Here is a 26,314-nt window from a genome sequence, read left to right as displayed (position 1 = left end):
TCAGGCTCGCGACAGGGCCGAGGCCTCCGCGATCTGTTGGGCGCTCGGACGCACCCCGGTGTAGCGCTCGAACTGCTCGGCGGCCTGCAGGGCGATCACCTCGGCGCCGGTGATGACCCGTGTTCCTGCCGCCCGGGCCGCCGCGATCAGCGGCGTCTCCGACGGCATCGCCACGACATCGAACACCGTGTGCGCCGCGGCGATCGTCGTATCCCCGAACGCGACGTCGTGCTCATCGGGGCCATCGGCCATGCCGATGGGGGTGACGTTGACGATGATGGGCGCGGTCACCGACCCGACCTCGGGGACATACTCGTATCCCAGCCGCCGGGCCAGGGTCGGCCCGCTCTCGGCGTTGCGGGCCGCGACGTAACCGGCGCCGAAGCCGGCGCCCACGAAGGCGGCTCCCACCGCTTTGGCCATGCCGCCGCTGCCCCGGATGAGCACGGGGTCGTCGGGGTTCAGCCCGTACTCGCCGATGAGACGTTGCACCGCAAGGTAATCGGTGTTCGAGGCGGTGAGCGTTCCGTCGTCGTTGACGATCGTGTTGACCGATCGGATCGCGTCGGCCGACGGCTCGATCTCGTCGACGAGGGCGAGCACGTCCTCTTTGAACGGCATGGACACCGAACATCCGCGGATGCCCAGTGCGCGCACCCCCGCGATGGCCGCGACGATGTCGGTGGTCGAGAACGCCTTGTAGAGGTAGTCCAGGCCGAGCACGTCGTACAGGTGGTTGTGGAAGCGGGTGCCGATGTTGCTCGGCCGCCCCGACAGCGAGATACACAGCCGGGTGTCCTTGTTCAGCGCAGGCCTGCGGCCACCGCCTGGCATCAGCCGACCGCCCGGATCGCCTGGCGCGCCACGTCCCGGATCTGCTGCACCAGGTCGCGGCTCAGCGGCAGGTCCTCAACGGCGGGCACCGGGATCTCGGTGGTCACCACACCCAGATCGTCACGGTGCCATCGCGCGCCGAACCGGTCGAGGATCGACCGCATCGGATAGTTCTCGCTGAGCACACGCGCGGTGAAACGCTGTACCCCGTCGTAGCCCGCGGCCACGGAGATCGCGGCCATCAGGAACGTGCCGATCCCCTTGCCCTGGTAGGCGTCCCCGACGATGAAGGCGATCTCGGCCTCGGCAGGGTCCTTGGCGTCGCGCACGAAGCGCACGTCGGCCACCACAGGGCCGTCCGGGCCGTCGGTCAGCACGAAGACGAAGTGGTCGAGGTAGTCGACCTCGAACAGGTAGGCCATCAACGACTTCGACGGCGACCGCACCGATTGGAAGCGCCGGTAGAGGGTCTCGCCGGAGAACTCGACCGGCCCGTTGGTGGTGCGTTCGTTGTCGCCCGGCAGCACCGGCCGCAGATGGAACACGCTGCCGTCGCGGACCTGGACCGGGATCGGCGTGATGAACGCCGCCAGGCGCTGCCGCGCGGTCCGCACCAACCGGTCCATCACGCCCGGCACCTCGAGCATCGTGGCGAACGCTTCGCGCCCGCCGACCCACGCGGTCAGCGGCTCGGTGGCCACCACGGTGGCGGTGCGGCGCGCGTCGCGCAGCAGCGCGATCTCACCCACGATCAGACCGGGCTCCAACGAGACGACGGTCTCGTGGCCGTCCTGCCCGGTGTGGGTCACCTCGGCCCGCCCGGACCCGATCAGCAGAAACGACACCGCCAGCTCCCCCTGCTGCATGAGCACCTGGCCGGGGGCGGCGGTCAGCGGGCGCAGGTGTGCGGCGAGCGGCACCAGGGCCTCGGTGCTGATCCCGTGGAAGACGGCCAGCGGCGCGAGGTCATCGGCGCGAACTGCGGTCAGGCCGGACACACTCTCGAGGCTACGGAAGCGTCGGAACGTCGGGCAAGGATGCGGCAGGTCCGTCAGCAAACCCCGGGCTGTGAATTGCATCGCGATCGCCGGGAAGCACCCCCGCCGGTAACCCGGGCACTGTTTGATGGCGTGAAGCGCACCGGCGACGAGATGGTGGTGAATGCAACGGGATCACCCAGAGGCGGGCCACTACGAGTGGTTCAGCGGGTTCCTCGACGCGCGCGGCGCGACGCTCACGGTTCGCCTCTTCGTGGCCGCCACGGCGCTGTCGATGGCCGCCGCCCTGTTGATCCTGTTGGCCGGGGCCGGCGGCCCGCAAAGCGACCCAGCCCGGGCGATGATGTGGCTGGCGGTGCTGGGCGGGGTGGCCGGCGGGGCGCTGTGGTTGTGGCGGTGGCCCTCCCGGGTGCAGTCGAGCGCGTTCGCGGCGACGACGGCCGCATCGATCACGTTGGCGTGCCTGGCCTATCCGGATCCGCTGGCCTCGCTGCTCGGATGCATCGCCTTCACGACCATCGGCGCCTACGTCGCGTTCTTCCACTCGACGCGGCTGGTGCTGGCTTTCGTGTTCGTCGCGGTCGCGGTGGCCCTGAGCCAGGCGATCGAGCTCGCGGCCCAAGGCCGCCTCGCGCTGGGCGCCGTCGACTTCTTCCTCGTCGTGCAGGCCAACATTGCGATGCCGGTCGCGATCCACAGCCTGCTGCGCGCCCTGCGGGGCGACCTCGTCGACGCCGACCTGGACCCACTGACCGGGCTGCTGAACCGGCGGGCGTTCCGCCGGCAGATGACCAGCCTGCTCGCGCGGCGTTACGACTCCGACCGCTACCTGCTGGTGGCGCTGGTCGATCTCGACAACTTCAAAGCGCTCAACGACGCCCACGGCCACCTCGCCGGGGATCAGGCACTCGTCTCGGTGGCCGACGCACTGCGCGCGACGGCAACACCCACGGCCGTCATCACCCGCAGCGGGGGTGAGGAGTTCCTGATCGCCGACGTCGCCCCCTCACCGAGGGCGATGCTGCGGTACCAGGACGTGTGCGACGCGATCGCCGCCCTCCCGGCGAAGGTGACCGCGAGCGTCGGCACCGCATTCGCCGAACTGCACGGGGAGTCGGCGCGCAGCAACGACGCCATCGACCATCTCATCGCCGCCGCCGACATGGCGATGTACCGTGCAAAACGTAACGGCGGCAATCAATGTCATCATCACGGGGTGTGGCCGTCACCCGGCTCGACATCATGAATCTCAGGGAGCGAGGAACAGTGCGGACGCTGATCACGGGGGTCGATTCGGACGGTAGGTCGTGTGTGGTCAGCGAGCAGGACGCGGCGCTGGACCAGCTCGCGCCGGGTTTCGCAATGGGCATCCCGTACGCCACCGAGGCCAGCCCGCCCCCGGCCCGGCCGGCGGGCAACGCGCCGCTGATCGACCAGGGCATCGCCCCCGGGCTCGTCCGGTGGATGGTCGTCGAACTGGGTCCGGATTCCGAGACGCCGATGCACCACACCGACACCCTCGACCTGCAGACAGTGCTCTCCGGCAGCGTCGACCTCGTCCTCGACGACGGCGCGCACCGCCTCCAGGCGGGCGACCAGGTGGTGCTCGCGGGCGTCGACCACGCGTGGCGGGGCGGGCCGGACGGCTGCCGGCTCAGCGCCGTCCTGATCGGCACCCCACCGCCGACCGGCGCGTGACCCACCCGACATTGCTAGCCCACTAATAATTAGGGCACCATGTAAGGGTGACCGTCTCCGCCGACACCGATCCCCTCGCGCTGGAGCGGCAGGTCTGTTTCGCGCTGGCGGTGACGAACCGCGCGGTGCTGGCGGTCTATCGCCCACTGCTGGAACCGCTGGGGCTCACCCACCCGCAGTATCTGGTGATGCTGACGTTGTGGGACCACCGCAATCAGCCGGCGGCACCGCGGAAAGCGTTGTCCGTCAAGGCGATCGCGCACACGCTGCAGCTGGATCCGGCCACCCTGTCGCCGATGCTGAAGCGTCTCGAAGCGCTCGGCCTCATCGTTCGGGCCCGCAATGCCGCCGACGAACGGTCCACCGACGTGCAACTGACCGAGAAGGGCGCGGCGCTGCGGCAGCGCGCGCTCGACATCCCCGCCGCCGTCGTCGCCCGTCTGGGCGTCGACCTCGCCGAACTCGAACACCTCCACCACATCCTGACCCGCATCAACACGGCCGCCGTGGCCGCCGGCGCGCTCAGGGCCTGATCGTCACCGTAAGGAAGGCACATGAACACCCAGGAACCCACCGGCAGCGACAAGCCGGGCCTCTGGCAGTACCTCACGTACTGCTATGGGCGGCGTCTGCCGGCATCGATGAACCGCTGGGTGGCCGAGGATCTCGCCGGCCAGGGCGCGCTGCGACGGCACATGATCCGCTACGCGATCCCGCCCCTGCTGATCCTGGCGCCACTGTGGCTGCTGCCCGCACCCATCTACATGCGGTTGGAGATGACCGCCCCGATCTACGTGTGGGCGCTGTTGATGGCGTTGGCGCTCAACAAGGTCTGGCGCCGGCACCGACTGGCCATCCACGGGCTCGACCCCAATCTGGTGGACGTGATCAAGCGCAAGAAGGACGCGAAGATGCACGACGACTACATCCGCCGGTTCGGCCCGCGGCCCGACGATGCGCAATCCCAGTCCAACAGCAGCCCGTTCTAGTTCTGCGCCGACGGCGCTGTCAGGACAGGTGGCGGATGACCTGTTGCAGCGGTTCCGACGACGTGCCGATCTCGCCGAGGAACGGGTGCGACAGTTCGGCCACCAGGAACAGATTCACGGCCACCAGCACACCGAGAATGGCGACCATGGTGTAGTGCGTGGCGGGTTTGGCGACGTCGTAGATGATGGCGCACGCCAGCAGTAGGCCGCTGGTGAGCCAGATGACGGCCCAGAGCGACCAGGGCGGACCCACGTCGGTGTGTGCCTGCAGCAGACGTTGTGTGCGCGCCTGGCTGAGACTGTCCAGATTGCCGAAAGAACTTGACAGAATGGTCTTTTGCGCATCGGTGCGCGCCTCGACATCCTCGTAGGCGGCATAGAGAGTCGTCAGCGAGGCATCGGCGTCCGGGTGTGCGCCGCTGCGCGCCATCTGGTCCCACTCGGCCAGCGCGGCGCGTTCGTAGTCGAGCAGGGCGGCCCGGATGCGGTCCTGGTCGGGCTGGTCGAAGACCGTCAGGGTCCTGGCCAGCTGCACCCCCGCGGCGCCCTCGGTGCGTGCCCGGCCGTCCGCGTCGCCGATCTGGCCCCACATCGCCGACACGACGAAACCCAGGAAGAACGCGAACACGAAGCCGACGACGCCGAACGCGAATCTCACGACGTCGTTGTGCTCTTCGCCCTTCAGGTCGGGGAAGCGGCGGCGGACGAACACCTGGATGAGGATGGCGCCGCCGGAGACAGCCGTGATGATCGCCAGCAGCAGCAACCACGACGGAAGGTTGCTCACCAACCACTGACTGATCACGCACTCCCCCTACGGCCGGCCCGACCTGCAACACAGGCGCATTGCAGGGTTTCGCCGGAGGTTCCGGCCGACGGCTTCTCGACTGTAGGGGTCCTTCGCCACGGCCGCCGAGGGAACCGGAATACCTGACGGAGCAATTGGCCTGCGCGCGCTATTCGTTCAGCGCCGACAGCGCGGCGGGGGTGTCGAGGTCGCCGTACGCGGCGGAGTATCGCTGGGCCAGGGTGACGGCGACTTCGGGACGCTGCCACAGGCCCCCGTCGGCGCTCGCGGTGCAGAGCCAGAGGGCGAGCCCGTGCGCCACCGACGCCCGGTAGCGCAGCCAGATGTCCTCGGCGGAGGGCATTTCGTCGTCAGGGAGACCGAGGGAGTTGTGGTACTCGGTGAGCAGGTCGCGTTCGTGCCGACGCCGGTCGTCGACGGTCAACGCGCCCTGGAGGAAGTAGCCCAGGTCCAGCGAGAAGTTGCCCCGCCGGGCCACCTGCCAGTCGAGGAAACCCACCTCACCGCCGGGCAGGACGTAGGTGTTGCCGATGTGCGGATCACCATGGAGCAGCGTCTGGGCGGAGGTGGTCAGCGTGCGGATGAAGGGCTTCCACACGTCGTCGATGAGTTGGTCGATGGTCAGGGCCATCACTTCGGCGGGCGCATCGTCGCCGAGGCGTTCCAGCGCAGACGGCAACGGGGCGTACTGCATGCCGTCCCACGGTTCGAACGGTTCCAGCCAGTGCAGCGCCGGGTCGTCCACAACGCGCTGCCCCCAATACTTTCCGTGAAGGCGGGCCAGCCCGCGAACGCCGGAGGCGGCCTGATCGACGGACAGCGGCCTCGTCGAGTCGCGGGGATCGGCTCCGCGGGCGTCGAGGTCTTCCATGACCATGAAAAAGTCGTACGCGTCCTCGTCGATGGGTGATGCGTACACGTGCGGGTGTTCGAGGGGAAGGGCGACGCCGGAGGAGAACAGCCGCGGTTCGTGGAACATGCCACTGGTCATGCGGATCAGCTCTTTGTGCGCCGGATCGGCCGCTTTCACGAACACGGTGGCAGGTCCACTGCCCGAGGAGTAGGTGAGTCCGAGCCGCGCGCGCCGATTGGTGCCGTCGTCGCGCGACTCGACGGTGACGCCGTCGACCCGCACGCCGGGGTGATGACTTGCCAGCGCGTCCGACATCCACTCGGGCGTGACTTCAGCCCACGTCGTCGGCACCGACAGCGACGGCGTACTCATAGGTGAGTCCTTCCGAGATTGTCGATCGAGTTGCGACACGCTACGTGTCGTATGTGCGAAACCTATCGCACGACGCGTCGGAGTGCGGACGATTCGGCGGCGGAGCTCGACGGCGCGTCGCCTCCTAAGCTCGTCGTATGGCGGAGGCGAAACTCGGACGGCCGAGAGACGTGCAGCTCCACCACGCCATTCTCGAAACCACCCGGAGAATGCTGACCGAACACAGCTACGCGGCGCTGTCCATGGAGAGCGTCGCCGCGCGCGCCCGAGTCGGCAAGAAGACGCTGTACCGGCGGTGGTCGTCGAAGGCACCCCTGGTCGCCGAAGCCGTACTGGACGCGTATGGCCGTGACGGGTCCTTTCCGGTGCCCGATACCGGCGACATCCGTCGTGATCTCGGGCAGTGGCTCGCAGAGCATTCCGCCTTCATCGCCGAATCCACGAACGCCGCGCTCATCCGCGCACTGGTCGCCGCCTCCGCCGCCAACCCCACCGACAACGAAGCGCTCTACGCCCAGCTGACCGCACCCCAGCGCGACGGCCTGGTGACGCGCCTGCGCAAAGGTGTTGCGAGCGGAGAACTCCGGACCGATGCCGACGTCGACGCCGTGACCGACGCCGTCATCGGCTACCTGCTGGTCCATCTGCTGGCGCAACCGGCGCTCGGCGGCAGCCGCACCCTGCGGATGGACGGCTTGCTCACGGCTCTGCTCGTGGGTATCGGCAACGACTAGCTCGTCGCGGCAGGGGCGGGCCCGGAACCTGCTCAATCTCTGTGGAGCTAAGGGGAATCGAACCCCTGACCTTCTCGATGCGAACGAGACGCGCTACCAACTGCGCTATAGCCCCTAGTGCCGGTACAGGTTATCAGCCACCGGTCGCGGGCAGAAATCCGCAGTCGGCTACTGCCCCGCCGCCCGCGGGAGGTCGTAGTGGCGGGAAAACGGCACGTAGTCGAGGTGCTCGAAGGCGGGGTCCTCGTCGTCGATCTCCAGTACCGCGGCCCCCGGCCTGCGCAGGCGCGACGGTGTCACGTCGAACTCCCGGTCGCTGGTGTTCTCCACGCCGAGCCGAGACCTCGCCATGCGCTGCGCGCGCCGCCGACGCACCTGCTCTTCGATGCGGGTCTGCCGGCGCAGATACGCGAGATAGAGCAGCGTCACGGCGCTGACGAGCGCAGTGGCCCACCACATCGTCGGCGACCAGGTGAAGGCTGCCACCGCGCTGGCCAGCATCAGCACCGCCATGACGGCGATGGTCCTGGCACGGAAGCGGTACTTGCGCGCAGACACCGCGGCGGCCGTCGCGGATTCGCGCCGGCGCCGGCGGGCGTCGCTGAGAGAGCTGGCGACCCGCGGCTCGTCGTCGTCCTCATCGGCCGGCGCTTCGATGCCCGACGAATCGTCGACGTACTCGTATTCGTCGTCGACGACGGAGTACACGCCCGTGTCCTCGGAGGTGTCGCGCTCGGCGTCGACGGACTCGGCGGCACGCACACCGTCACGCGCGGCGGCGCCACCGAAATCCAGTGTCAGCTCGTCTGTTTCGGCGGAAACCGGCTCGTCCAGGCCGACCTCGGCGATCGGAAGCGCACCGGAGTCCTCGACCACGTCGACGTCCAGATAGTCGGGCTCGTCGCCGACGCCCTCGGCGTCGTCGGCCACCATGACCACCGAGCGGCTGGGAGCTTCCTCGGCCTCGTCGTGGTCCTCGGCGGACGGCCGCCAGTCGGGGTCGCTTCGGTGTCCCGCAGCGGGTCCGCCGCGCCGCCGCAACCGGGCGCCGGCGCCACTGTTGAGCACGCGGGTGGCCAGCGCGATGTCGCTGGTTCGGCGCACCGCGTCCCGCTTGCTGATCAGCATCGGGACGAGCACGAAGAGCCAGAGGACGACGAGCGAGATCCAGAGGAGAGATTGGGGGATGCTTGGCATGGCGCCTGCTCCTTTCCCCATCAGGCTAGGGCTGTGACCAGCGCATCCGTGGGCGGCGCGCCGAGCACAATTACACACCTGTAATTCGCTGGAGACAAGCACCAAACGTCACACGTGTCACATCAGTAACAACAGGCCCTCGCGAGCAGCCGCAAACTCGTGCGTTCGCCCGGCGCGCCGCGCGGGTGTGATGTCCGCTCGCGGTGGGGTGACGGCGGCGAACTGCGAGGCAGGCTCAGGCCCAGGACGCGTGGCCGGCACGCACGAGGGACGAGGACACAGAGCCGTGGAGCTCCTCCTTCGTCAGGGCCACCAGCAAGTGATCGCGCCACGCCCCGTCGACATCCAGATAACGTTTCAGCAGGCCTTCCTCGCGGAAGCCCGCCTTTGCCAGCACGGCGCGGCTGGCCGCGTTCTCCGGTCGCACCGTGGCCTCGACGCGGTGCAGCATCACCGGCCCGAAGCAGTGGTCGAGCCCGAGCGCCAGCGCCGCGGTCGCAACCCCGCCGCCGGTCGAACCACTGGCCACCCAGTACCCGATCCACGCCGACCGCAGCGCACCGTGGGTGACGTTGCCGATGGTCAGCTGGCCGGCGAACTGCCCGTCGAGTTCGATCGCGTACGGCAGCATCCGGCCCTTGCGGGCCTCCGAGCGCAGCCCCGAACACACCGACGGCCATGCCGAAACAGAATGCCGCAGTTCCCAATTCATCTCGGTGGAGGGTTCCCACGGCTCCAGGTGAGCGCGGTCGGCCAGCCTGATCCGGCTCCACTGCGCGGCGTCGCGCAGCCTGATCGCACGCAGTCCCACGAGCCCGGCCGACACCCGCAGCGGGCCGACCGGCAGCGGCCAGCCCGGGTGCTGCGACCGGGAGCTGAGAAGATTCATCACGCCTGACAGACCGCGTTCAGCCGCGCTGGGCCAGGAACGCGACGTCGACGACCTCGCCGGTGCGGATCTGTTCGGCGTCGCTGGGAACCATCACCAGGCAGTTTGCCTCCGCGAGGGTGGCGAGCAGGTGCGACGACGCCCCGGGCGCCCCGCCCAGCGCCTGCACCAGGTATTCACCGGTGTCCTGATCGCGCATCAGCTGCCCCCGCAGGAAGCCTTTGCGGCCCGCCACCGAACTGATCGGCGACAGCGTCCGCGCCGGGACGACACGGCGCATCGCCTGCCGCTTGCCCAGCGACAACCGGATCAGCGGACGGACCATCACCTCGAACACGACGAGCGCGCTGACCGGATTGGCGGGAAGCAGGAACACCGGGACACCGTCGGGGCCCAGCTGGCCGAAGCCCTGCACCGATCCCGGGTGCATCCCGATGCGCGTGACCTCCATGTCGCCGAGCTGCGCCAGCACCGATCGCACGCCCTCGGCCGCCGCGCCGCCGACCGCCCCGGCGATGACGACGACCTCGGACCTGCTGAGCTGGCCCTCGACGACCTCCCGCAGCTTCACGGGGTCGGTGGGCACGATGCCCACCCGGTTCACCTCAGCACCCGCGTCGCGTCCCGCGGCCGCCAGCGCATAGGAGTTGACGTCGTACACCTGGCCGTTGCCGGGGGTGCGGGAGATGTCGACGAGCTCGCCGCCCACGCACAGCACCGACAGCCGCGGCCGCGGATGCACGAGCACACGCTCGCGCCCGACCGCGGCGAGCAGCCCCACCTGGGCCGGACCGATGATCGTGCCGGCGCGCACCGCCACGTCGCCCGGCTGGACGTCATCACCGGTGCGCCGCACATAAGCACCCGATCGGACCCCACGCAGTACACGGACCCGCGAGTCGCCGCCGTCGGTCCACCGCAGCGGAAGCACGGCGTCGGCGAGTGTCGGCATCGGCGCCCCGGTCTGCACCCGGGCGGCCTGGCGGGGCTGCAGTCGGCTCGGTGTCCGAGCGCCGGCCTCGATCAACCCCATCACCGGCAGGCTGATCTCACGGGGCCGGCCCTCGTCACGGTCGGTGTCGCCCTCGGCGTCCTCGCCCTCGGACCCGCCGATCCCCAGCACGTCGACACTGCGCACCGCGTAACCGTCGATGGCCGCCTGGTCGAACCCGGGCAGCGGACGCTCGGTGACCACTTCCTCGGCGCACATCAAGCCCTGGGCCTCGGCAATCGCCACCCGCACCGGCCGCGGGGCCACCGCGGCAGCTGCTACCCGAGCCTGCTGCTCCTCCACCGAACGCACAGCACGCCTCTCTTCCGTTGAACCGGTCGGCGCCGACCGGCCCGTTCGGCAGTGCCGCCGGCTAGTGCTCGGTCGTCGCCGGGGCGGCGTCAGCCGCCCCTGCCGGAGCCAGACCCAGCCGCTCGGTCAGCCACCGGCGCAGCTCGGGTCCGTAATCGTCGCGCTCCAACGCAAAGTCAACCGCAGCCTTCAGGTAGCCCCCGGGATTTCCCAGGTCGTGTCGAGATCCGCGGTGCACCACGACGTGGACCGGGTGGCCCTCCTCGATCAGCAGTGCGATCGCGTCGGTGAGCTGCAATTCGCCGCCGGCACCGCGCGGAATGCGCTTCAGCGCGTCGAAGACCGCCCGGTCGAGCACGTAGCGACCGGCCGCCGCGAACAGCGACGGCGCGTCCTCGGGCTTGGGCTTCTCCACCATGCCCCTGACCTTCAGGACGTTCGGATTGGCGGCGTCGGGAACCGTCTCGACGTCGAAGACGCCGTAGGCGCTGATGTCCTCGCGGTCGACCTCGATGGCACAGAGCACGGTCCCACCGCGCTTGGCGCGCACCTTCGACATCGTCTCGAGCACACCGGTGGGCAGGACGAGGTCGTCGGGCAGCAGCACCGCGATCGCATCCTCGTCGGGCGACAGGCTCGCCTCGACGCACCCGACCGCATGCCCGAGACCCAGCGGCTCGGCCTGCACGACGGACTCGACCTTGATGAGCTCCGGGGCCCGCCGCACCTTCTCCAGCATCGTCTGCTTGCCGCGCGCCTCCAGGGTCCCCTCCAGAACGAGGTCCTCGACGAAGTGCGCGACCACACCGTCCTTGCCCTCGGAGGTGATGATGATCAACCGTTCGGCGCCGGCCTCGGCCGCCTCGGCCGCGACCAGCTCGATGCCCGGCGTGTCGACCACGGGCAGCAATTCCTTGGGCACCGTCTTCGTGGCGGGCAGAAACCGCGTTCCCAGGCCCGCAGCGGGGACGACCGCGGTGTAGGGAATGGGAACCTCAGGCCGATTCATCGTTCACACACTAACCTCTCTGCGTCGGTTGTTCCTCTCTTACCCGCCCTTCGAAGGACTACTCGGTGGCAGCGACCAAAGCACAGGTGAGGGCCGAAATCGTCGCGGTCAGGCGGTCGTTGAGTCGGCAAACACGCGACGCCGAAGCCGCCGCTCTGGAGCGTCGGCTGACGGCCGCGGTGGCGCCCGCGACGACCATCTGCGCCTACGTCCCCGTCGGCTCGGAGCCCGGCTCGGTGGCACTGATCGACAGCGCGGCCGGCCGGGGCGTGACGGTCCTGCTGCCCGTGGCGCGGGAGGGAGCCGACGGCGTCCCGCTGCCGCTGCTGTGGGGCGAGCACATCCCGGGCGATCTGGTGGCGGCGCCCTTCGGGCTGCGCGAACCCCCGCCGCCGTGGCTGCCCGCCGATGCCGTGGCGCGCGCGTCGATGGTCTTCGTCCCGGCGCTGGCTGTCGACCGCGACGGGGTCCGGCTGGGCCGCGGCGCCGGCTATTACGACCGGACCCTGACGAAGGCCGCCCCCGGCGCACTGCTGATCGCCGTCGTCCGAGACGCCGAGCTGGTCGAGACCCTGCCCAGCGAACCGCACGACGTGCTGATGACCCACGCCCTCACCCCCGGGCAGGGACTCGTCGCACTGAACCGCCACCGGTGACCCCGGCCGAGGCCGGCGGGGGAATGACCCGGACCGGCTGGCGGTTCTAGCACTTGACTCGGTAGAGTGCTAAGCAGATTGACCACCTCGGAGGTTTGTGTGCCCACCTATTCCTATGCGTGCACCGAATGCAGCAATAAGTTCGACGTGGTGCAGGCGTTCACCGACGATTCCCTGACCGAGTGCCCGAAGTGCCACGGCCGGCTGCGCAAGGTGTTCGGCAAGGTCGGCGTGGTCTTCAAAGGCAGCGGCTTCTACCGCACCGACAGCCGGGAATCCGGGTCGAAGACGAGCTCGGTGAGCTCCGGCAGCTCCGAGTCTTCGGGGTCGTCCTCGTCGTCGGAATCCTCGTCGTCGTCGTCTTCTTCGTCGTCGGGGGCCTCGTCGTCGTCGGAGAAGAAGTCCGGTTCCTCGGACAAGTCCGGGTCCACGAGCAGCTCGTCGACGCCGGCAGCAGCAGCCTCCAGCTGACCTTCGCTGTTATCCACAGCCGCAGATGTGCGGGCTGACCATCCGGCCCGCCGCTGATTAGCGTGTCCCCATGGGGGATTCGCTGGACCCGTCGCTGCTGGACCGCCTGAACCGCGCACTGCGTCCTGATTGGTCGCGCACCCCGGCCGCGCGCCGGGTGCTCGCCGCGGCTCTGGTCATCCTCGCCGCGGTCGCCGCGTGGCGGGGCGATCCCGGCGCCGACCGGTCCGATGTGGTGGTGACCGCACGCGATCTGTCGCCGGGCGCCGAACTGACGAGTGCGGATGTCCGTGTCGAATCGCGAACCGCGTCCACGGTTCCCGACGGCGCGCACACCGAGATCGATGCCGTCGTCGGCAAGACATTCGCAGGTCCGGCACGGCGCGGCGAGATCGTCACCGATGTCCGCCTATTGGGCCCGCGCCTCGCGGAGTCCACGGCGGGACCGGACGCACGGATCGTGCCGATCCCGCTCGCCGATGCGGCGCTCACCGATCTGGTGCGCCCCGGCGACGTGGTCGACATCGTGGCCGCCCCCGCCGACGACAGCGAACGGGCCGAGCTGGTCGCCACCGACGCGGTGGTCGTGCTGGTCTCGGCAAAGGAGAACGCGATGGGCGCCCGCAACGGCGGCCGGGTCGTGCTTGTGGCGCTGCCCGCGGCTGCCGCGAAAACGGTGGCCGGGGTCGCGCTCGTGCAGGCTGTCACGCTGACCCTGCACTGACCGCGCCCTGTGCCGCCGGCACACCTGAAAAGCACAGCGCCCCCGGGGTTTTCCCCGGGGGCGCCGTGTAGGTCAGATCACCAGTCGCCGATACCGGGACCGGTCGGGTACTCGCCCTCGAACGCCGAGGCGGTGGTACCGACGACAGCCTTCGTCGTGTCGCGAACCTCGCCATAGGCGTTGACGATGCCGGCGTCGGCCACGCGGGACTCGGAGATGCCGCGCGCGACACCGAAGTCGTTGATGCGGATCACCGAGAACTCGGAAGCCTGGCGGCTGGTCACCGTCGGGCCGGGGCCGACCTCTTCGACGTCGGCGCCGGCGGTCCCGCTGCCCATCGTGGAGAAGGCTGCGGCCACGGCGAACGAGCCCAGGCCCACGGCGCCGAGCTTCTTCGCACTACGAGTCGGGGCTTTGGCGTGCTTGGCCATCAGCATTCCCTTCGATTGATGGACACACGTGTCCAGTTAAGTCTTTCAGGCCTCCACAGGCTATCAGTGACGACCGAGACGCGCCTACCGACTGGGAAGTTTTCTCGGCGGCGTTTACGCAGCGCAGACGCGGTTCCCGGCAGAGGTTCACCCTCTGTTCACCGGGCGGCCCGTCGTGGCCTGACGAGCAGTCGCCGGCAAGCGGGGCGGCATGGATCTGCCGCCGCGGCGGCCCCAGGCGCTAAGTTTCGGTGACCTGGCATTTCACCGCTCTAGGAGGGTCACGTCCATGCTGAAGGGTTTCAAAGAGTTCATCTCGCGGGGCAACGTCATCGACCTCGCGGTCGCGGTGGTCGTCGGCGCCGCATTCACCGGACTGGTGACCGCGTTCACCCAGAACGTGGTGCAGCCGCTGGTCGACCGGATCGGCGCCGGGCCCGACACCGAATACGGCATCCTCAAGATCTCTCTCGGCGCGAACAAGTACGTCGACCTGAACGCCGTACTCTCGGCGGCCATCAACTTCTTGATCGTGGCCGCGGTGATCTACTTCGTGATCGTCGTTCCGTTCAAGAAACTCAAGGAGCGCGACGCGAAGGTGGCGTCGACCGAGACCGAGCTGACCCTGTTGACCGAGATCCGTGACCTGCTGCGGGAGAACGCCGGCGAGGGGTCGACAACCGGCAAAGCCGGCGGCACGACCACAACCGGAAACGATCACGCCGACGAGTGAATCGGGCGTCGCTGACCCGGGTGTCGCTGAAATCGGGCATCGCTGAATCAGGCATTGTTGAAACAGGCAACGCTGAAACAGGCGGAGTCACAGGCTGATTCGACCGGACTGCCAGCCCCACCACAGCTTCGCGGCATAGCGTCGAGACGACGCTGGGGCCCGTGAGCACGAAATCGGCCCCCGGCTCGCGAGCCGGGGGCCGATCTTGTCAGCGGTGAACCGTGGTCAGTTCATGTTCCACGGGGCGCCGTAGGTGGTGACGCTGTCGCCGGTCGAGGAGATCAACCGCGCGAACGGACGCAGCAGCACACCACCGGCAGCACCGGTCACGGTGCCGTGGGCGTTGGACACGGCCACCGAACCACCGGGGCCGGCCACGTCCACAGAGAAGGTGGCGACTTCCTGGATGCCGGGGCCGTTGCCCAGGTCAGCGGAGATCGACACACCGGGGAACAGCGGCGGGGTGACGATGCTGTTGCCGAAGCCCAGGAGCGGGTCCCCGCCGTCGAAGCCGTAGCCGTCGAAGGCGATGTTCGGGGTGGTGTAGCTGAAGTTGATGCCCACACCCAGCGACCACGGGAAGCCGACCTGATAACCCAGCTCCAGCGTGCCCTCGAAGTCGTCGGCGCCCTCGCCGGCCACGATGTAGGTCGCCTTGCCGGAGTGGAACCACTCACGGGTCAGGCGGTTACGGTCCAGCGGAAACACACCGTTGAGGAACGTGTCCCACTGCTGAACCGTCAAAGTACGACCCTGGCCGTCGACCAGGCTCAGCTCGTTGTCCAAACCGGCGTGCGAGGTGCCAGTGCTCGCGAACAACGCCGCGATGGATGCGATCATCGCGATCAGCACCCGACTGATGGTCTTCATGTGTCCCCTCGGGATGGGTTGCAGGTAACGGGATGGTGCCTGGACGAACTCAAAAGCTCCGTAGAAGGGTCGGCCCCCGGCGCGAACGCCGAGGGCCAACCTCTCAAGACCGATCAGGTCAGTTCATGTTCCACGGGGCGCCGTAGGTGGTGACGCTGTCGCCGGTCGAGGAGATCAACCGGGCGAACGGGCGCAGCAGCACACCACCGGCAGCACCGGTCACGGTGCCGTGGGCGTTGGACACGGCCACCGAACCACCGGGGCCGGCCACGTCCACCGAGAAGGTGGCGACTTCCTGGATGCCGGGGCCGTTGCCCAGGTCAGCCGAGATCGACACACCGGGGAACAGCGGCGGGGTGACGATGGTGTCGGCCAGGTTGCCGTCGAGGAAGTCCTGACCGTCGAACGCGATGTTCGGGGTGGTGTAGCTGAAGTTGATGCCCACACCCAGCGACCACGGGAAGCCGACCTGGTAGCCCAGCTCCAGCGTGCCCTCGAAGTCGTCGGCGCCCTCGCCGGCCACGATGTAGGTCGCCTTGCCGGAGTGGAACCACTCACGGGTCAGGCGGTTACGGTCCAGCGGAAAGACACCGTTGAGGAACGTGTCCCACTGCTGAATCGTCAAAGTACGACCCTGGCCGTCGACCAGGCTCAGCTCGTTGTCCAGCCCTGCGTGAGAGGTGCCAGTGCTCACGAACAAAGCCGCGATGGATGCAACCATCGCGATCAGCACCCGACTGATTGCCTTCATGATCTCCCTAGCTATGTGTTACGGAACCCCGGCGGGGTTCCGATTGTCCGTGCCTGGCTGTCTCGCTACACCACACACCTCGCAAGAGCTTCATGTGAGTGGAATTAAAAACCCCACATGTCGTTCTTACGATTCGCTCATCGTTGACACGAGGAACATAACGGGGAGGCATCTGACCGGCAACGCGTGGCCCCGGTGGTGTCGATCGGGACGCTCTGTTGCGCGTCGTTTGCTGAACATTCCCCGGCGGTCCCTGACCCCTTCCGTGCGACGACGGGAGCCGGTCGATGAAACCGCCGCAGTTTGTGACCCCGCATCGACGTATTCGTCAATGGGAGTGAATGCGTTACTGAAGGCACCTGCTGGTGCTAAAGCGAAAACACAGGTCAGTCGTGGTGGGGTGGAACGTTGTCCCGGAGCCACCGATCGCGGTCGGCCTCGTCGTCCGGTGACCCCGGGTCGCGCTCATCACGCGATACCTCAGGGAACACCTCACCGAACACGCTGTTAACTAGGTCTCGCGACCCGTCGGAAGGCTGCGTCACAGCTCGAATCCCTTGTGATTAAGATCACAATCTGGCGGCACCGATTGTTCACCTGTACTTAACATTGCAGGTCGCACCGCCTTCACAAACACGAAATCCGCTCGGGATGAGGAAGCCCATCCCGGCGGATTCCGGACTAGTCCCAAGCAGGACAACTCGTTTAGATCTCCAAACTGGATAGCTGCGCGATGATCTGCGCCGCCAGCGGACCTAGCGTCGCCATGCCGTCGCGCACCGCCGCACGCGATCCGGCCAGGTTCACCACCAGGGTGCTGCCCGAGATGCCGGCCAGCCCCCGGGAGACGCCCGCGTCGATGATGCCCGCCGACAGGCCGGAGGCCCGCAGCGCCTCGGCGATGCCCAGCAGCTCCCGGTCGAGGAGGTCTCTCGTCGACTCGGGTGTCACGTCGCGCGGCGTGACCCCGGTGCCGCCGACGGACACCACCAGGTCGACGCCGCCGATGACGGCCGTGTTGAGGGCGTTGCGGATCTCCACCTCGTCGGAGGAGACGACCACCACCCCGTCGACGACGAAACCGGCTTCGCCGAGCAGTTCGGTGACCAGCGGACCGCTGTGGTCCTCTTCGTCTCCATGGGCAGTGCGGTCATCGACGACGATGACGAGGGCCCGACCGACCAACGTGTGAGGCTGCTCCATGACCTCAACCGTATATCTCGGTGCCGACAGCGGTGCAGCCACGCGCAGTTCGGCGCGATCCTCCCCGACCGACGCCCTCACTGAGCGGCCTTGCCGAGTGTGACCTCGACCGTCTGCGGCTTCCCGGTCGGATCCAGGTACGTCAGCGTGACCTTGTCACCGGGAGCCTTCGAGCGCACCGCAGCGACCAGCGCGTCGGCGCTGCTGATGACGCGGTCGTCGAGCTTGGTGACGACGACGCCGCTGGGCAGGCCCGCGGCCGAGGCGGCGCCGCCGGCCGTGACCTCGACGATCTTGGCGCCGTCCACGCCGGCGTCGTTGCCGACCTGCACGCCGAGCGAGGCGCGGGAGGCGGTGCCGGTCTGGATGATCTCGTCGGCGATCCGCTTGGCCTGGTCGACCGGGATCGCGAAGCCCAGGCCGATGGAGCCGCCCTGCGGGCCTCCCGCATCGGCGCCCAGGGTCGCGATCGCGGAGTTGATGCCGACCAGCTCACCGTTCATGTTCACCAGTGCACCGCCGGAGTTGCCGGGGTTGATCGCCGCGTCGGTCTGGATGGCGTCGAGCACGGTGTTCTGATTGCGGGCGTCGCCGCCGGCGGCCACCGGCCGGTTCAGCGCACTGATGATGCCGGTCGTGACGGTTCCTTCCAGGCCCAGCGGCGAACCGATCGCGACGACGTCCTGACCGACCCGCAGATCGCCCGACGAGCCCACCGTGATCGGGGTGAGGCCCGAGACGTTCGCAGCGCGCACCACCGCAATGTCGCTGCTGGGATCGGCCCCGACCACCGTGAACGAGGTCGTCTTGCCGTCGGCGAACGTCACCTTCGTCTCACTCTGCCCGCCCGGGCCACCGGGGTTGCCGGCCGCCGAGGCGACGACGTGGTTGTTGGTGAGAATCAGACCGTCGTTCGACAGGATCACCCCGGAGCCCTCCTCCGAGGACCGGCCCTGGTTGACCTCCAGCTTCACCACGCTGGGAACGACCTTCGCGGCGACCGCCTCGACGGAACCGGACGGCACACTGGCCGCGGGCACGCTGGGAGCGGCACCGGAGGCGTTGATACCGATGCCGTGGTCGGGATGCACCAGCATCGCGACCCCGCCGCCGACACCCGCGGAGACCATCGCCAGCGCGACCGCACCCACGATCAAACCCGAAGCGCGCGAACGCTTCCGGGGCTGCGGCGGCGGCATGGGCGGCATGCCCGGGCGCGGATACTGTCCCGGGCCGCCCGGCATCGGCGCGCCGGGGTACGGGTCATAAGGCGACCGGAACGCCTGGCGCTGCTGCTCGGTCGCATAACGCCAATCCCAGGCGCCGGTCCCCTGCTGCTCATAGGAACCCGTCGGCGGCTGCCCGACGGGGGCCGGCGGAACCTGCCCGGGATAACCGGACTGACGACCCGGTTGCGGCGTCGGCGAGTACCTCGGGTGGTTGGTCATATCGCTGCGGTGCTCTTCCTCGAGTCGGTCTTGTCGCTGGAACGACGAACTTTGCTACTTCAGCGTGCCCACACGTACTGAGAAACGCCTTAGAGTTCGATTGCCTTTCCGACAACTTTTGAACCCTCGCCTGTCCGCGTCCGTTGCCGTCATTCTCGCCGGTGACGGGCGTCACCCAGGACAGCGTTGCGGGGCGTGTCGGGGCCGGGCCGGCTAGGAGTCGGCGGGCTCGACCGCAGACGGGCGCCCGGGCAGCACCACGTGCATCGACGTGCCCGGGGGCTGGGCGCCGGGCACGGTGTCGGCCACGCGCAGACTGCCGCCGTGCTTGAGCACCACCTGTTTGACGATCGCCAGGCCGAGGCCCGAACCCGGCATCGCCCGCGCCGAGGTCGACCGGAAGAACCGTTCGAAGACGAGATCGCGTTCGTGCGGCGGAATTCCCGGACCGGAGTCGGACACCACGAATTCCGCATGGGCAGAGTCGATCTGGGTGAGCCGCACTCCGACGCGGGCGTTCGGCGGGCTCCACTTGGCGGCGTTGTCGAGCAGGTTGAGCACGGCGCGACCGAGGCCGGCGGCGTCGCCGTAGACCTGCCATGGGGTCACCGACACCTCGAACTCGATGTCGTTGCGCCGCCGGCGAACCCGCTCGAGGGACCGGTCGATGACCTCGGACATCTCGACGACGTCGTGCACCGCGTTGCCGGCGTCCTCACGCGTGAGGTCGACCAGGTCGCCGACGAGCGTCGACAGTTCCTCGATCTGGCCGATGACGTCGGTCCGCAGTTCGACCATGTCCTCTTCGGGCAGGCGCGGCGCCCCGGGCTTCATCGACTCCATCAGGAGTTCGACGTTGGTGCGCATCGACGTCAGCGGTGTGCGCAACTCGTGGCCCGCATCGGCGACCAACCGCGCCTGACGCTCCCGCGATTCGGCCAGGGCCCGCAGCATCATGTTGAAAGCTTCGGTGAGACGCGCGAGTTCGTCGTTGCCGAAGACCGGGATGGGCCGCAGGTCGTCGGTGCGTGCCACCCGTTCGGCGGCCTGGGTGAGGCGGGCCACCGGCCGCAGACCCGCGCTGGCGACCATGCCGCCGGCGATCGCGGCCACCGCGACCCCGATCCCGCCGACGATGAGCAGAACCGAGCCGAGCCGTTTGAGCACCTGCCCGGTCGGGGCGAGGCTCTTCGACAGCAGCAGGGAGTTGCCACTGGCGAGGTGGACCGCCAGGACGCGCTGATGCTCCACGGTGCGCAACGACATCCACAGGGTGCCGTCCATGACGTCCTGCTCGGGAGGGCCGACCGGAAGCGTCTGGTCCTTCTGGTTGGCGGTGAATTTGCTGCGCCCGGGGATGAAGAACATCGCGTTCATGTCCGAGTACGCGGTGCCCTCGATGGCCTTGCCGGGGTCGGCGTCGAGCGAGCCGCTCTCGATGAGCATCTGGGCGCGGGTGCGGAGCTGATCGTCGATGTCGTCGTAGAGCGCCCGCGACACGACGGCATAGACCGCGACGGCCATGAGGACGACCGAGATCACCACCATGGACATCGCCAGCAGCATCACCCGCCACCTCAGCGACACCGAGCTGGCGGGATGGGTGCGGATCTGCGGCTGACCCGGCCACGGTGCGGTCCTGGGGTCGACCGCCATCAGGGCGGGGTCTCGCGAAGCACGTACCCCACGCCGCGCACCGTGTGGATCAGCCGGGGCTCCCCCTCGGCCTCCGTCTTGCGCCGCAGGTACCCGACATAGACCTCGAGGGCGTTGCCCGAGGTCGGGAAGTCGAATCCCCACACCTCTTCAAGGATCCGGCTGCGGGTCAACACGCGGCGGGGATTCGCGATCAGCATCTCCAGCAGCGAGAACTCGGTGCGGGTGAGGCTGATCGGGCGGTTGCCCCTGGTGACCTCGCGCGTCACCGGATCCAGCGACAGGTCGGAGAAGGTCATGGCCGCCGACTCGGCGTCTCCGTCGCCCGGCACGGTGCGCCGCAACAGCGCCCGCATGCGGGCCAGCAGTTCCTCCAGCGCGAACGGCTTCGGGAGGTAGTCATCGGCCCCGGCGTCGAGGCCGGCGACCCGCTCCGACACCGAGTCGCGGGCGGTCAACACCAGGATCGGCAGATCGTCGCCCGTGCTGCGCAGCTGCCGGCACACTTCCAGGCCGTCCAGCCGGGGCATCATCACATCGAGCACCACGGCATCGGGCCGGTCGCTGGCTATCACGTCCAGGGCTTCGCGGCCATCCTGAGCCAGTTCGACCGAGTAACCATTGAACGACAGCGAGCGCCGGAGGGATTCGCGCACCGCGCGATCGTCATCAACGACAAGAATGCGCACTGCCACAGTCTCGACCCAGTGTCTGAGAGTGACCTGAGAGGCGCGCCGCCAAAACGACGGCGTTCCTGAGAATCAGCGGCGGTCGAGATCAATCAGGCCGAGGCGGGCGGCCTTGAGCAGGCGACGCGGCACCTTGCGAGGCTGACCTGCGACGGTCACGCTCACGAGGTTGGTTGCGGTGGCCTTCCACTGCGCGCGCCGGCTACGGGTGTTCGCGCGCGACATCCTGCGCTTCGGCACAGCCATGATCGAGCTCTCCATCTATCGGGGTGATTCTGAGTCCGCACTGCCTGCGGGCCTGGACCGGCCGGGCGCTGGCACGTTCGGTTCAGGATAGCCGGTGAGCTGGGCGGGCTCCAAACTCCGCCGATCGCCCCGGCCACCTCCCGGCGCCGACGCGCGTCTCGGACCTTGACTTGATACCGCCGGTACCCGGTAACCTACCGGTTGGTTGGTCGATGTTGGTTGGTCGATGTCCGACCGTGATCCACCGAGTCTCAATGAGGAGTGTGCGTGACGTCAGCGCCTGATCGGACGCCGGCTTCCGGTCCGGTCCGCATCGGCAACTGCTCCGGCTTCTACGGCGACCGCATGTCCGCGATGCGCGAGATGCTCACCGGCGGTGACCTCGATTACCTCACCGGCGACTACCTCGCCGAGCTGACGATGCTCATCCTGGGCCGCGACCGCATGAAGAACCCCGACCGCGGCTACGCCAAGACCTTCCTGCGTCAGCTCGAAGAGTGCCTGGGCGAGGCGCGCGACCGCGGAGTGCGCATCGTCGCCAACGCCGGCGGCCTCAACCCCGCGGGGCTGGCCGCCGCGGTGCGGACCCTCGCCGACACCCTCGGCATCGCCGTGACCGTCGCCCACGTCGAAGGCGACGACCTGCTCCCCCGCGCCGACGCACTGGGCCTCGGCAGCCCCCTGACCGCCAACGCCTACCTGGGGGCGTGGGGCATCGTCGACTGTCTGCAGTCCGGGGCCGACATCGTGGTGACGGGGCGGGTGACCGACGCGTCGGTGATCGTCGGTCCCGCCGCCGCTCATTTCGGCTGGGAGCCAACTGATTACGATCGGATCGCCGGCGCCGTCGCCGCCGGCCACGTCATCGAATGCGGCACGCAGGCCACCGGGGGCAACTTCTCGTTCTTCACCGAGCTGGCCGACCTCACGCACCCCGGGTTCCCGATCGCCGAGATTGACGCCGACGGTTCCTCGACCATCACCAAACACTCCGGCACCGGCGGCGCCGTCACGGTGGACACCGTGACCGCACAGCTGCTGTACGAGATCGGCGGTGCGCGTTACGCCAATCCCGACGCCACCCTGCGCGTCGACTCCATCACGCTGTCCGGGGACGGCCCGGACCGCGTCCGGCTCAGCGGGGTCACGGGAGAGGCGCCCCCGCCGTCTCTGAAGGTGTCGCTGAACAGCCTCGGCGGCTTCCGCAACGAAGTCACGTTCGTGCTGACCGGTCTCGACATCGAGGCGAAAGCCGCTCTGGTGCGCAGCCAGCTAGAGAACTCCCTTGCCGCCACTCCCGCCGAGCTGGACTGGACCCTGGCCCGCACCGACCACCCCGACGCCGACACCGAGCAGACGGCGAGCGCGCTGCTGCGCTGTGTGGTCCGCGACCCCGACCCGAACACGGTCGGCCGGCAGTTCTCCTCGGCGGCGGTCGAACTCGCGCTCGCCAGCTATCCGGGTTTCACGAGCACCGCACCGCCCGGCGACAGTCAGGTGTACGGGGTCTTCACCGCGGCCTACGTCCCCGCCGAGGAGGTGCCGCATGTCGCCGTGCACGCCGACGGGTCGCGGACCGACATCCCCATCGCCGTCGACACCGCCGACCCGGCCGAGGTCCCGGCGCCCGCCCCACCTCCGCCACCGGCCGAAGGGCCGACCCGGCGCCTGCCGCTGGGCACCATCGCCGGGGCCCGCAGCGGCGACAAGGGCGGCAGCGCGAACGTCGGGGTCTGGGTGCGCACCCCCGAGGCGTACGCGTGGTTGGTCCACACACTGACCGTGGATCTGCTGCGCGAACTGCTGCCGGAGGCGAAGAATCTCCCCGTCACCCGTCACGTCCTGCCCAACCTCCGTGCCGTGAACTTCGTCATCGACGGGATCCTCGGCAAGGGCGTGGCCTACCAGGCACGGTTCGACCCACAGGCCAAAGGACTGGGTGAATGGCTGAGAAGCCGACATGTCGACATACCCGAGGAGCTGCTCTCGTGAGCATCTGGACCACACCCGAACGCGACGACCTGCGAAAGACCGTGCGTGCCTTCGCCGAACGCGAGGTGCTGCCACACGTCGACGAGTGGGAACGTGTCGGCGAGATCCCCCGCGAACTGCACCGCAGCGCAGCGCAGGCGGGCCTGCTGGGCGCCGGCTTCCCGGAATCGGTCGGCGGTGAGGGTGGCGACGGCGCCGACGCCGTCGTCATCTGTGAAGAGATGCACCAGTCCGGCGCCCCCGGTGGCGTGTTCGCCTCGCTGTTCACGTGCGGCATCGCCGTGCCGCACATGATCGCCACCGGCGACCCCCGGCTCATCGACACCTACGTGCGACCCACACTGCAGGGCGACAAGATCGGGTCTCTGGCGATCACCGAACCCGGCGGGGGATCCGACGTCGGGCACCTGACGACGCGCGCAGTCCGCGACGGCGACCACTACGTCCTCAACGGTGCCAAGACCTACATCACCTCCGGCGTGCGGGCCGACTACGTCGTCACGGCGGCCCGCACGGGAGGCCCCGGGGCGGCGGGGGTTTCGCTCATCGTCGTCGACAAGGGCACGCCCGGTTTCGAGGTCAGCCGCAAGCTCGACAAGATGGGCTGGCGTTCCTCGGACACCGCCGAGCTGTCCTACAGCGATGTCCGGGTGCCGGTGGAGAACCTCGTCGGTCCCGAGAACAGCGGCTTCCTGCAGATCGCCGCCGCGTTCGTCTCCGAGCGCGTCGGGCTTGCCGCCCAGGCCTATTCGAGTGCCCAGCGCTGCCTCGACCTCACCGTGGAGTGGTGCCGCAACCGGGAGACCTTCGGCAAGCCGCTGATCGCCCGGCAATCGGTGCAGAACACCCTGGCCGAGATGGCCCGTCGCATCGACGTGGCCCGCGTCTACACCCATGCGCTCGTCGAACGGCAGCTGGGCGGCGACCACAACCTGATCACCGAGGTCTGCTTCGCCAAGAACACCGCGGTCGAAGCCGGCGAATGGGTGGCCAATCAGGCCGTCCAGTTGTTCGGCGGCATGGGCTACATGGCCGAGTCCGAAGTCGAACGGCAGTACCGCGACATGCGCATCCTCGGCATCGGCGGTGGCACCACCGAGATCCTCACCTCGCTGGCCGCCAAGACACTGGGCTACCAGTCATGAGCCTGAAGTCGACCCTCGACACCCGCTCCCCCGGATACCGCGACGCCGCCGATGCGATGGCCACCAAGATCATGGAGCTGGAGGCCGAACACGCCAAAGCGCTTGCCGGAGGCGGCGAGAAGTACGTCGCACGTCATCACGCGCGCGGCAAGATGACGGCCCGCGAGCGGATCGAAGCACTGCTGGACCCCGATTCGCCATTCCTGGAGTTGAGCCCGCTGGCCGCCTGGGGCACCGACTTCACGGTCGGCGCCAGCGTCGTCGTCGGCATCGGCGCGGTCAGCGGCGTCGAATGCCTCGTCGTCGCCAACGACCCCACCGTCAAGGGCGGCACCAGCAACCCGTGGACCCTGCGAAAGATACTGCGCGCCAACCAGATCGCGCTGCAGAACCGTCTGCCGGTGATCTCCCTGGTGGAATCCGGGGGCGCGGATCTGCCCACCCAGAAGGAGATCTTCATCCCCGGCGGGCAGATGTTCCGCGATCTGACGCGGCTCTCCGCGGCGGGCATCCCGACCATCGCGCTGGTGTTCGGCAATTCGACCGCGGGCGGGGCCTACATCCCCGGCATGTCCGACCACGTCGTGATGATCAAGGAACGCTCGAAGGTCTTTCTGGCCGGACCGCCGCTGGTGAAGATGGCGACGGGTGAGGAATCCGACGACGAATCGCTGGGCGGAGCGGAAATGCACGCCCGCACTTCAGGTCTCGGCGATTACTTCGCCGTCGACGAGCTCGATGCGCTGCGCATCGGTCGGCGCATCGTCGCGCGGCTGAACTGGCGCAAACGCGGGCCCGCGCCCCGGCCGATCGTCGCGCCGCTGCACGACGAGAACGAGCTCATCGGCATCGTGCCCGCCGACCTGCGTATCCCGTTCGACCCGCGCGAGGTGATCGCGCGCATCGTCGACGGTTCGGAGTTCGACGAGTTCAAGCCCCTCTACGGCGGGTCGCTGGTCACCGGATGGGCGACGCTGCACGGCTATCCGCTGGGCATCCTGGCCAACGCCCGGGGCGTGTTGTTCAGCGAGGAGTCCCAGAAGGCCACGCAGTTCATCCAGCTGGCCAACCGCTCGGACACGCCACTTCTGTTCCTGCACAACACCACCGGCTACATGGTGGGCAAGGACTACGAGGAGGGCGGGATGATCAAGCACGGGTCGATGATGATCAACGCCGTCTCGAATTCGACCGTGCCCCACATCTCCCTGCTCATCGGCGCCTCCTACGGCGCAGGCCACTACGGCATGTGCGGGCGGGCCTACGATCCGCGGTTCCTGTTCGCCTGGCCCAGCGCGAAATCGGCGGTGATGGGCGGAACCCAGCTGGCGGGCGTGCTCTCGATCGTCAGCCGCGCCGCCGCCGAGGCGCGCGGGCAGCAGGTCGACGAGGCCGCCGACGCGGCGCTGCGCGCGGCGGTGGAAGCCCAGATCGAAGCCGAGTCACTGCCGATGTTCCTGTCGGGACGGCTCTACGACGACGGCGTCATCGACCCGCGCGACACCCGCACGGTGCTGGGGATGTGCCTGTCGGCCATCGCCAGCGGTCCGATCGAGGGGACGTCGAACTTCGGCGTCTTCCGGATGTGAGCGCGCTCGTGTCGCAGGAAGGGAAG

Annotated in this window: 28 protein-coding genes and 1 tRNA gene; 12 read left to right on the top strand and 17 right to left on the bottom strand. The window is 68.7% G+C overall.

From position 1 onward, the window contains the following. Entirely contained in the window at positions 1-834 is an 834-nt protein-coding gene (locus FHR72_RS12290; protein WP_183468233.1) for a shikimate 5-dehydrogenase, read from the bottom strand. Beyond that, on the bottom strand, positions 834-1,832 hold the full coding sequence (locus FHR72_RS12285; RefSeq protein ID WP_183468232.1) for an acetyltransferase Pat: 999 nt from the start codon (positions 1,830-1,832) through the stop codon (positions 834-836). The genes FHR72_RS12290 and FHR72_RS12285 overlap by 1 nt, the downstream gene beginning before the upstream one ends. A gap of 163 nt (positions 1,833-1,995) precedes the next feature. Here FHR72_RS12285 and FHR72_RS12280 point away from each other — a divergent pair, with 163 nt between their 5' ends. Genes FHR72_RS12280 through FHR72_RS12265 form a run of 4 tightly spaced genes read left to right on the top strand, consistent with a single transcriptional unit; the run spans position 1,996 to position 4,519 of the window. Then, positions 1,996-3,078 carry a GGDEF domain-containing protein gene (locus FHR72_RS12280; RefSeq protein ID WP_183468231.1) on the top strand — a complete coding sequence of 361 codons (1,083 nt, stop codon included), beginning with the start codon at positions 1,996-1,998 and terminating at the stop codon, positions 3,076-3,078. Next, a complete protein-coding gene (locus FHR72_RS12275) occupies positions 3,051-3,530 on the top strand; it encodes a cupin domain-containing protein (RefSeq protein ID WP_311736129.1) in 480 nt (159 codons plus the stop codon). The genes FHR72_RS12280 and FHR72_RS12275 overlap by 28 nt, the downstream gene beginning before the upstream one ends. 47 nt (positions 3,531-3,577) lie before the next feature. Next, positions 3,578-4,063 (top strand): MarR family winged helix-turn-helix transcriptional regulator, encoded by a 486-nt coding sequence (locus FHR72_RS12270; protein ID WP_183468230.1) that lies wholly within the window; start codon positions 3,578-3,580, stop codon positions 4,061-4,063. Positions 4,064-4,084: 21 nt separating this feature from the next. Then, complete coding sequence (locus tag FHR72_RS12265; RefSeq protein WP_183468229.1) at positions 4,085-4,519, top strand: DUF5313 domain-containing protein; 435 nt, start codon at positions 4,085-4,087, stop codon at positions 4,517-4,519. Between the two features lie 19 nt (positions 4,520-4,538). On the opposite strand, the gene FHR72_RS12260 is transcribed toward FHR72_RS12265, so the two are convergent. Beyond that, positions 4,539-5,306, bottom strand: a complete 768-nt coding sequence (locus tag FHR72_RS12260; RefSeq protein ID WP_311736128.1) for a bestrophin-like domain — start codon at positions 5,304-5,306, stop codon at positions 4,539-4,541. A gap of 169 nt (positions 5,307-5,475) precedes the next feature. Then, entirely contained in the window at positions 5,476-6,552 is a 1,077-nt protein-coding gene (locus tag FHR72_RS12255; RefSeq protein ID WP_183468228.1) for a phosphotransferase, read from the bottom strand. Between the two features lie 137 nt (positions 6,553-6,689). Here FHR72_RS12255 and FHR72_RS12250 point away from each other — a divergent pair, with 137 nt between their 5' ends. Further along, on the top strand, positions 6,690-7,286 hold the full coding sequence (locus tag FHR72_RS12250; protein WP_183468227.1) for a TetR/AcrR family transcriptional regulator: 597 nt from the start codon (positions 6,690-6,692) through the stop codon (positions 7,284-7,286). A 42-nt stretch (positions 7,287-7,328) separates the two neighbouring features. On the opposite strand, the gene FHR72_RS12245 is transcribed toward FHR72_RS12250, so the two are convergent. The 5 genes from FHR72_RS12245 to FHR72_RS12225 form a co-directional block, all read right to left on the bottom strand. Beyond that, a tRNA-Ala gene (locus FHR72_RS12245) sits at positions 7,329-7,401 on the bottom strand. A gap of 53 nt (positions 7,402-7,454) precedes the next feature. Further along, positions 7,455-8,483, bottom strand: coding sequence for a divisome protein SepX/GlpR (sepX, locus tag FHR72_RS12240; RefSeq protein ID WP_183468226.1), 1,029 nt, complete (start codon positions 8,481-8,483; stop codon positions 7,455-7,457). A 235-nt stretch (positions 8,484-8,718) separates the two neighbouring features. Further along, positions 8,719-9,372: a GNAT family N-acetyltransferase gene (locus FHR72_RS12235; RefSeq protein WP_183468475.1), complete on the bottom strand. Its 654-nt coding sequence runs from the start codon at positions 9,370-9,372 to the stop codon at positions 8,719-8,721. A 19-nt stretch (positions 9,373-9,391) separates the two neighbouring features. Next, positions 9,392-10,675, bottom strand: a complete 1,284-nt coding sequence (gene glp, locus FHR72_RS12230) for a molybdotransferase-like divisome protein Glp (RefSeq protein WP_183468225.1) — start codon at positions 10,673-10,675, stop codon at positions 9,392-9,394. Between the two features lie 61 nt (positions 10,676-10,736). Next, a complete protein-coding gene (locus tag FHR72_RS12225; RefSeq protein ID WP_183468224.1) occupies positions 10,737-11,684 on the bottom strand; it encodes a UTP--glucose-1-phosphate uridylyltransferase in 948 nt (315 codons plus the stop codon). Positions 11,685-11,749: 65 nt separating this feature from the next. Here FHR72_RS12225 and FHR72_RS12220 point away from each other — a divergent pair, with 65 nt between their 5' ends. From FHR72_RS12220 to FHR72_RS12210, 3 genes are all read left to right on the top strand, one after another. After that, positions 11,750-12,340 (top strand): 5-formyltetrahydrofolate cyclo-ligase, encoded by a 591-nt coding sequence (locus tag FHR72_RS12220; RefSeq protein ID WP_183468223.1) that lies wholly within the window; start codon positions 11,750-11,752, stop codon positions 12,338-12,340. Positions 12,341-12,439: 99 nt separating this feature from the next. Then, positions 12,440-12,811 (top strand): FmdB family zinc ribbon protein, encoded by a 372-nt coding sequence (locus tag FHR72_RS12215; protein ID WP_183468222.1) that lies wholly within the window; start codon positions 12,440-12,442, stop codon positions 12,809-12,811. Positions 12,812-12,881: 70 nt separating this feature from the next. Continuing rightward, a complete protein-coding gene (locus tag FHR72_RS12210) occupies positions 12,882-13,535 on the top strand; it encodes an SAF domain-containing protein (protein WP_183468221.1) in 654 nt (217 codons plus the stop codon). Positions 13,536-13,612: 77 nt separating this feature from the next. On the opposite strand, the gene FHR72_RS12205 is transcribed toward FHR72_RS12210, so the two are convergent. Further along, positions 13,613-13,966, bottom strand: coding sequence for a hypothetical protein (locus FHR72_RS12205; RefSeq protein ID WP_183468220.1), 354 nt, complete (start codon positions 13,964-13,966; stop codon positions 13,613-13,615). A 289-nt stretch (positions 13,967-14,255) separates the two neighbouring features. Between FHR72_RS12205 and mscL the strand changes: the two genes are divergently transcribed. Beyond that, complete coding sequence (mscL, locus tag FHR72_RS12200) at positions 14,256-14,699, top strand: large-conductance mechanosensitive channel protein MscL (protein WP_183468219.1); 444 nt, start codon at positions 14,256-14,258, stop codon at positions 14,697-14,699. 225 nt (positions 14,700-14,924) lie between these two features. Here the strand turns inward: mscL and FHR72_RS12195 are convergent, their stop codons facing one another. From FHR72_RS12195 to rpmF, 7 genes are all read right to left on the bottom strand, one after another. After that, positions 14,925-15,569 carry a porin MspA gene (locus FHR72_RS12195; protein ID WP_183468218.1) on the bottom strand — a complete coding sequence of 215 codons (645 nt, stop codon included), beginning with the start codon at positions 15,567-15,569 and terminating at the stop codon, positions 14,925-14,927. 118 nt (positions 15,570-15,687) lie between these two features. Next, positions 15,688-16,320: a porin MspA gene (locus FHR72_RS12190; protein ID WP_183468217.1), complete on the bottom strand. Its 633-nt coding sequence runs from the start codon at positions 16,318-16,320 to the stop codon at positions 15,688-15,690. 705 nt (positions 16,321-17,025) lie between these two features. After that, positions 17,026-17,571: a MogA/MoaB family molybdenum cofactor biosynthesis protein gene (locus FHR72_RS12185; protein WP_183468473.1), complete on the bottom strand. Its 546-nt coding sequence runs from the start codon at positions 17,569-17,571 to the stop codon at positions 17,026-17,028. A 29-nt stretch (positions 17,572-17,600) separates the two neighbouring features. After that, positions 17,601-18,971, bottom strand: a complete 1,371-nt coding sequence (locus tag FHR72_RS12180) for a S1C family serine protease (RefSeq protein WP_183468216.1) — start codon at positions 18,969-18,971, stop codon at positions 17,601-17,603. Positions 18,972-19,184: 213 nt separating this feature from the next. Then, a complete protein-coding gene (locus tag FHR72_RS12175; protein ID WP_221193406.1) occupies positions 19,185-20,627 on the bottom strand; it encodes a sensor histidine kinase in 1,443 nt (480 codons plus the stop codon). Next, positions 20,627-21,316: a response regulator transcription factor gene (locus FHR72_RS12170; protein WP_183468215.1), complete on the bottom strand. Its 690-nt coding sequence runs from the start codon at positions 21,314-21,316 to the stop codon at positions 20,627-20,629. The genes FHR72_RS12175 and FHR72_RS12170 overlap by 1 nt, the downstream gene beginning before the upstream one ends. Before the next feature lie 72 nt (positions 21,317-21,388). Continuing rightward, complete coding sequence (gene rpmF, locus FHR72_RS12165) at positions 21,389-21,562, bottom strand: 50S ribosomal protein L32 (RefSeq protein WP_183468214.1); 174 nt, start codon at positions 21,560-21,562, stop codon at positions 21,389-21,391. 267 nt (positions 21,563-21,829) lie between these two features. Here rpmF and FHR72_RS12160 point away from each other — a divergent pair, with 267 nt between their 5' ends. The 3 genes from FHR72_RS12160 to FHR72_RS12150 are packed head-to-tail and all read left to right on the top strand — an operon-like array spanning position 21,830 to position 26,288. Next, on the top strand, positions 21,830-23,554 hold the full coding sequence (locus FHR72_RS12160; protein ID WP_183468213.1) for an acyclic terpene utilization AtuA family protein: 1,725 nt from the start codon (positions 21,830-21,832) through the stop codon (positions 23,552-23,554). After that, a complete protein-coding gene (locus tag FHR72_RS12155; RefSeq protein ID WP_183468212.1) occupies positions 23,551-24,699 on the top strand; it encodes an acyl-CoA dehydrogenase family protein in 1,149 nt (382 codons plus the stop codon). Before FHR72_RS12160 ends, FHR72_RS12155 begins: the two co-directional genes overlap by 4 nt. Beyond that, positions 24,696-26,288: an acyl-CoA carboxylase subunit beta gene (locus tag FHR72_RS12150; RefSeq protein ID WP_183468211.1), complete on the top strand. Its 1,593-nt coding sequence runs from the start codon at positions 24,696-24,698 to the stop codon at positions 26,286-26,288. Before FHR72_RS12155 ends, FHR72_RS12150 begins: the two co-directional genes overlap by 4 nt. The last annotated feature ends 26 nt before the right edge of the window (positions 26,289-26,314 follow it).

Source organism: Mycolicibacterium iranicum (assembly GCF_014190915.1).
Lineage (GTDB): Bacteria > Actinomycetota > Actinomycetes > Mycobacteriales > Mycobacteriaceae > Mycobacterium > Mycobacterium iranicum_B.
The sequence above is the reverse complement of the archived record's forward strand: the minus strand, read 5'-3'. Positions and strand labels throughout refer to the sequence as shown.